The organism is Pseudomonas sp. WS 5027 (assembly GCF_012985695.1).
GTDB lineage: Bacteria > Pseudomonadota > Gammaproteobacteria > Pseudomonadales > Pseudomonadaceae > Aquipseudomonas > Aquipseudomonas hygromyciniae.
The window spans coordinates 192,908-198,907 of record NZ_JAAQWU010000011.1 but is presented as its reverse complement, the minus strand read 5'-3'; the positions used below and the strand labels follow the sequence as shown (position 1 = coordinate 198,907).

Sequence of the window (6,000 nt, the reverse complement as noted above, 5' to 3'; positions counted from 1 at the left end):
CACAGCTGTACATCGCGGTCGGTATCTCCGGCGCGATCCAGCATTTGGCTGGTATGAAGGACTCCAAAGTGATCGTTGCGATCAACAAGGACGAAGAAGCACCGATCTTCCAGGTGGCTGATTACGGTCTGGTGGCGGACTTGTTCGAGGCGGTTCCCGCGTTGAGCGGTAGCCTGTAGATGGCTCATGCAGGCGCGAACAGTTGCGCGCCTGCATGGCCTATGGCGATCAGGCGCCCAGGCTTTCGATGTCCCTGGCCAACATCACCAGTTGATGAGCCAGGGAGCTTTGCAGGGTATCGGTAGGCAGTTGGAACTTCGGCGCGCCACAGGTCAGGGCCATGATGCTGCCGTCGGCCAGGCGCAGCGGTACGCCAGCAGCGTTGACGTTGCGGTCCCACTCGCCGAGGGACAGGCAAAAACCGAACTCTTCATACTCGCGGAACGATTCGTTCAGCGAGATCTCCAGGGCCGGCCATTCGTCACCGGCCTTCTTGGCTATTTCGCCGATCAGATGCGCCCGCTCGTTTTCCGGCGTGGCGGCCAGGTAGGCGCGACCTGCGGCAGTGGTGCTCAGCGGCAGGCGCACACCGGCTTCCATACGCAGGCTGGCGACGTCGGGTGGGCGGCAGCTTTCCACGTAGATCATCGATAGGCGGTCGCGGCAGGTGAGGCCAACGGTGGTGTTGGTGCGCCGTGCGAACTCGTCCATCAGCGGCTTGCCCAGCTGGCGTACCCGCAGGTTGTTGACGTAGGCGTAACCCAGGGCCAGCACCCCGGAGTCGAGTTGGTACTTTTCCACGTCCTGGTTGTAGCTCAGGTAGCCAAGCTGCGTCAGGGTGTAGGTCAGGCGCGAAACCGTGGGCTTGGGCAGCCCGGTAATCCGTGCAATGTCCTGGTTGCCACGGGTGACGTTGCCGTGGGTGAACGCGCGCAGCACTTCGAGACCGCGACTCAGGGCTTCGACGAATTTCCGGTCCTTGGGTTCGTTCTCGGGCGTTTCGATTTCTTCAGTCATGGAGGCTCGTGTGGGCAGCGGACAGGCAGTGGAAGAGGTTAGCCGATAATGCCGGGCAGTGTGGGCAGTAACCGTCGAGATTTCAATGCAACGACTTACATAGTCGCGCGAAAGGGCAGCATAGCGGAATCCCATTCCGCTAGTGGAGCCATTGCACGACCCACGACAGGGCCAGCAATAGCGGAATGGCGATCAGGGCGAAACGGCCATTCCAGGTGAGAACAATCGTCCACGCCGAGGTGCCTGCAGTGCGCGCCAGGATCAGCACCGCAGGCCCAAAGGGCGAGAGCAGCATCGCCAGGGAAAACGCGCAGACCAGGCTGACGGCAGGCCCCAGTGGGTTGACGCCGGCCACCTGCAATTGGGCGAGTAAGCCGGCACAAATGCTCAGGGTAATAATCGGCGCAATGCCGACCAGAGCGAGCCCCACCACACCCAGCAGCGCCATGCACTGCACCCAGAAAACCTGTGACGAGCCGCCCAGCAACGGCACCAGTTGCTCCAGGGAAACCAGTTGATTGAACAGCGCACCGAACAGCGCCGAGCAGCCAAATATAAAGACCTCATTGCGCATGCCCGCCAGGTGCTCGGCCAATTCGTCGTAGGCCTTGCGCGGGCTTTCGAGGAACAGCCAGCCGCTGACCAGTAGCGGCACCACCATCAGCGATGCCTGGGTGATGTTCAGCCAACTCAGGCTGGCCAGCGCCACAATTGCACCAATGCCCACGGCGGTGCCGAGCGCCAGTGGGTTGAGAGACGCGGCGGGGATTTCGGGTGATTCGTCGACCAGGGTCTGCAAGTGGCGGTTTTCCGTGCGTGCGCCAATGAGCATGAGCAGCACCGTGGCGATCACTCCGTAAGGCAGCAGGTCGGCCCAGGCCAGGCTCGGCACTTCACGGGTGATGATCGCCACGACAATACTGGTCGGCGCAACCAACGGCACCAGGGCAAAACCGCGAATGGCAGCGGTCAGCACGCCGCGCTGGCCATCACGCCGGCCCGGATGATCCGGCGCAAACGGCTGCAGGTAACTGTGCAGGGTCGAGCACATCAGGTTGAGCATGCCGAAACTGAGGATTGATCCCAACCCCAATGCGGCCAGCAGATAGCGTGGATAGAGCAGCGAGCGTGGTCCACGCAACAGAAAACCATGCACCTCGCGCAGTGCCGGCAGGCGCTTGACCAGGCAGCCCATCAGCCCCAATCCACCAATAAACGCTGCGTAATAGGCGCCCGCGCTGCTCATGCGCTGGACGGCGGGCAGATCCAGCGGAGCCTTGACCAGCCAGATCGCGAGCAACACCAGCGTTGCCAGGCCCAGGCGCCGAGGGTAGGGCATGAGCGACTGCCAATGGCGGATAAAAAACAATCCGAACAGCAGCGCCGCGATCAGGCTGAACGCACTGGTACGCGTGCCCAGGGCAATCAGTTCGCACAGCAGGGCCAGTGGCAGCAGGCGTGTCAGCTTCACGCGGGCAGGCGGCGCAGGCGACTGCGTTTGAACACACCTTCGGCGCTGGCCAACAGGTGGTCCTCGGCATCGAGCACATCACACGCGGCCATGTAGATTTTCGGCCCGCCGCCCCGGACCCGGGCGATTACCCGAACCTGACTGCCCGCAGGGGCGGGAGCCATGTAATTGATGTTCAGTGACAGTGTCAGGGACAAACGCCACAGGTCCGGGTCGATGTTCCAGGTGCCGCACATGCCCAGCGCCGCGTCGGCCATGGCGGCAATCACACCGCCGTGCAGGTTGCCGGCTTGGTTGAGGTGCTCGGGGCGCACCTGCAGCGCGATGATGGTTTGCGCCTGGCCGTATTCAACCAGATCAAGGCCCAGGTACGCGGCGAATCCACTGAACAGGCCTTGCAGGTCGGCGGGTGGTGAGACGGTCATGGTGTGTTCTCTTTTTGTTATGGGGTGAACGATGGCACTTGCTATGCACGGTATGTTCCGCAAGGAACCGTTTTTAGATTGAAGTTGAGCCTGACAATAATTAGTATTCTAGTCAATATGGAATTAGGTTCTGCACAGCGAAACATAAAATCGGAGAAACCATGTTTTCACGTATCGGTGTGATTGGCAGCGGCGCCATGGGCCGTGGCATTGTTCAAGTGTTTGCGACGTCAGGCTGCGAGGTGCTGCTGTATGACGTGCGCCCTGAAGCGGTCGAACAGGCGCTGAGCTTTAACAAGGACCTGTTGGCGCGCCAGGTGGCCAAGGGCAGGCTCAGCCCCGAGCAGTTGGAACAGACCCTGGCGCGCATGCAGCCCGCCGCCAGCCTGGAAGCCTTGGCCGGTTGCGATCTGTTGATCGAAGCCATCGTCGAGAACCTGGAGGCCAAGCAAGGGCTGTTTCGCCAGTTGGAAGCCATCGTTGCGCCGAGCGCGGTATTGGCGACTAACACGTCTTCGCTGTCCGTCACGCAGATCGCCAGCGGCTGCCAACACCCTGAGCGGGTTGCCGGTTTTCACTTCTTCAACCCGGTACCTCTGATGAAAATCGTCGAGGTGGTGCGCGGCGAACGTACCCAGGTGCAGGTGGTGGAGCGCCTGTGTGCGTTGGCCGAGGCGGCGGGTCACTTTGCGGCGCAGACCCCAGACACGCCGGGCTTTCTGGTCAACCATGCCGGTCGTGCCTATGGCACTGAAGCGTTGCGTATCCTTGGCGAGAACATTGCCGATGTCGAGCAGATCGACCGCATTCTGCGCGATGGCCCGGGGTTTCGCATGGGGCCGTTCGAGTTGTTTGACCTCACCGGCCTGGACATTTCCCATAGCGTGATGGAGTCGATTTACGCGCAGTTTTATGGTGATCCGCGTTACACCCCATCCTACCTGGCGGCCCAGCGAGTGGCCGCAGGTTTGCTGGGGCGCAAGAGTGATGGGCATGGTTTCTACCGCTACATCGATGGCCAGCAACTGCGTGCGCCGCAGCCCCAGCGCGCACCTGTATCGGTTGACCGTTGCTTCTGGCTCGACAGCCAGGATGCGCAAGTAAGGGCTGAAGTGGCGGCCTTGCTCGCAGCCGGCGGGGCGACTCTCGAAGCGGGCGCTCAACCGTCTGCCGACGCAATCTGCCTGATAACCCCGCTGGGGGAAGATGCCAGCAGCGTGATCGCGCGCCTGGGGTTGCCCGCCGAGCGCACCCTGGCCCTGGATACCTTCTGCGACTTCTCCAAACGCCTGGTGCTGATGCGTCAACCGGCACTTGACCCGGCGCTGGAAGCCCAGGCGGTGCAGGCCTTGAGCAGCAATGGGGTGCCGGTGGAAGTGATCAATGACTCACCCGGTTTTATCATTCAGCGGGTCGTGGCAAGCGTGGCCAATCTGGGCGCGGAAATCGTCCAGCGTGGCATCGCCACCCCGGCCACCCTCGACCGTGCGGTGATGCTGGCGCTGGGTTATCCGCGTGGCCCACTGGCTTTGGCCGAGTTCTATGGCGCAGACAAAATCCTCGCGGTGCTGCGTGGCATTCAAGGCTGCTATGAGGAGCCGCGTTATCGTCCCAGCCCCTGGCTGCGTCGCCGGGTCCAGTTGGGCCTGAGCCTGCAAACTCCCGATCAACCCTCTGCCGTGCAGGAGCAATAACCATGTCTGCTTATATCTATGATGGCCTGCGTACACCTTTTGGCCGCAGCGCCGGCGCCTTGGCCAGCGTGCGCCCCGATGACTTGCTGGGTGAGGTCATCCGCGCCTTGGTGGCGCGTAGCCCGTTCGCTGCCCAGGACTATGAAGACGTCGTGGTGGGCTGTGCCTGCCAGGCCGGTGAAGATGCGCGCAACGTCGCCCGCAATGCGGCATTGCTCGCGGGTTTGCCATTGACCACCGGTGGCTTGACCGTCAACCGTTTGTGCGGCTCGGGGCTGGCGGCGGTGCTGGATGTGAGTCGGATGATCCGGTGCGATGAAGGCCAGCTGTTTATCGCCGGCGGCACCGAGAGCATGAGTCGTGCGCCGTTTGTCGTCGGCAAGAGTGAGGCGGCGTTTTCCCGGGCGTTCCAGGTCTTCGACAGCAGCATCGGTGCGCGTTTTCCCAACCCGCGTATCGAGGCTGAATTCGGCGCCGACAGCATGCCGCAAACCGCCGATAACATTGCGCACGACCTGGGCATCAGCCGTGGCGACAGTGATGGGTTCGCGGCACGCAGCCAGGCGTTGTATGCCAAGGCGCTGGCCGAGGGCTTTTACGAGGAGGAACTGCTGCAGGTCTTGGTACCCCAAGGGCGCAAGCTGCCGCCCAAGGCGGTGGTCGCCGATGAGCACCCACGGCCGAGCACCGATGAACCCGCGCTGGCCCGTCTGGGGGCGCTGTTCGAGGGCGGCGTGGTCACGGCAGGTAATGCCTCGGGGATCAACGATGGCGCGGCGGCGCTGATTATGGGCAACCGCGCTATCGGTGAGCGTCACGGGCTCAAGCCACGGGCACGGATCGTGGCCGGTGCGGTCGCGGGTGTTGCGCCACGGGTGATGGGCCTGGGGCCGGTACCGGCGATTCGCAAGGTCCTGGCGCGAGCCGGGCTCAGCCTGGCGGATATGGATGTGATTGAAATCAATGAAGCCTTCGCCACCCAGGTACTGGGGTGTGCCAAGGAGTTGGGCCTGGCCTTTGACGACCCACGCTTGAATGCCCAGGGCGGTGCCATCGCCATTGGCCACCCGCTGGGCGCCTCCGGTGCCCGCTTGGCCCTGACGGCCTTGCGCAGCCTGGAGCGCCAACAAGGGCGCTACGCGTTGGTGAGCCTGTGCATCGGGATTGGTCAGGGCATTGCTTGCGTGATCGAGCGGCTTGACTAAAACCACTATGCAAATGCGGGAGCGAGCTTGTTGTGGCGAGCGGGCTTGCCCCGCGCTGGGCTGCGTAGCAGCCCCAAAACCTGCCGGCTCGGTATATCTGAAACAACCGCGGTGCCTGGAGTGGGGCTGCTACGCAGCCCAGCGCGGGGCAAGCCCGCTCGCCACAGGGTAGGTCGTCAGTTTCAGAC

Annotated in this window: 6 protein-coding genes; 3 read left to right on the top strand and 3 right to left on the bottom strand. The window is 62.9% G+C overall.

Features of this window, described 5'->3' with window-relative positions:
- The coding region (locus tag HBO09_RS15545) for an FAD-binding protein (RefSeq protein ID WP_222933993.1) at positions 1 to 179 on the top strand (179 nt) is incomplete at its 5' end.
- Positions 180 to 228: 49 nt separating this feature from the next.
- On the opposite strand, the gene HBO09_RS15540 is transcribed toward HBO09_RS15545, so the two are convergent.
- The 3 genes from HBO09_RS15540 to HBO09_RS15530 all read right to left on the bottom strand — a co-directional run bounded on the left by HBO09_RS15540 (position 229) and on the right by HBO09_RS15530 (position 2,913).
- Positions 229 to 1,017, bottom strand: a complete 789-nt coding sequence (locus tag HBO09_RS15540) for an IclR family transcriptional regulator (RefSeq protein WP_029299054.1) — start codon at positions 1,015 to 1,017, stop codon at positions 229 to 231.
- Between the two features lie 139 nt (positions 1,018 to 1,156).
- The gene (locus HBO09_RS15535) at positions 1,157 to 2,488 is read right to left on the bottom strand and encodes a hypothetical protein (RefSeq protein ID WP_346266435.1); all 1,332 of its coding nucleotides are present in this window, start codon (positions 2,486 to 2,488) and stop codon (positions 1,157 to 1,159) included.
- Positions 2,485 to 2,913, bottom strand: a complete 429-nt coding sequence (locus HBO09_RS15530) for a PaaI family thioesterase (RefSeq protein ID WP_169993529.1) — start codon at positions 2,911 to 2,913, stop codon at positions 2,485 to 2,487. Before HBO09_RS15530 ends, HBO09_RS15535 begins: the two co-directional genes overlap by 4 nt.
- 161 nt (positions 2,914 to 3,074) lie before the next feature.
- On the opposite strand from HBO09_RS15530, the gene HBO09_RS15525 reads away from it, so the two are divergent.
- Positions 3,075 to 4,607 carry a 3-hydroxyacyl-CoA dehydrogenase gene (locus HBO09_RS15525; protein ID WP_169993527.1) on the top strand — a complete coding sequence of 511 codons (1,533 nt, stop codon included), beginning with the start codon at positions 3,075 to 3,077 and terminating at the stop codon, positions 4,605 to 4,607.
- A gap of 2 nt (positions 4,608 to 4,609) precedes the next feature.
- The gene (locus tag HBO09_RS15520; protein WP_169993525.1) at positions 4,610 to 5,812 is read left to right on the top strand and encodes a 3-oxoadipyl-CoA thiolase; all 1,203 of its coding nucleotides are present in this window, start codon (positions 4,610 to 4,612) and stop codon (positions 5,810 to 5,812) included.
- The last annotated feature ends 188 nt before the right edge of the window (positions 5,813 to 6,000 follow it).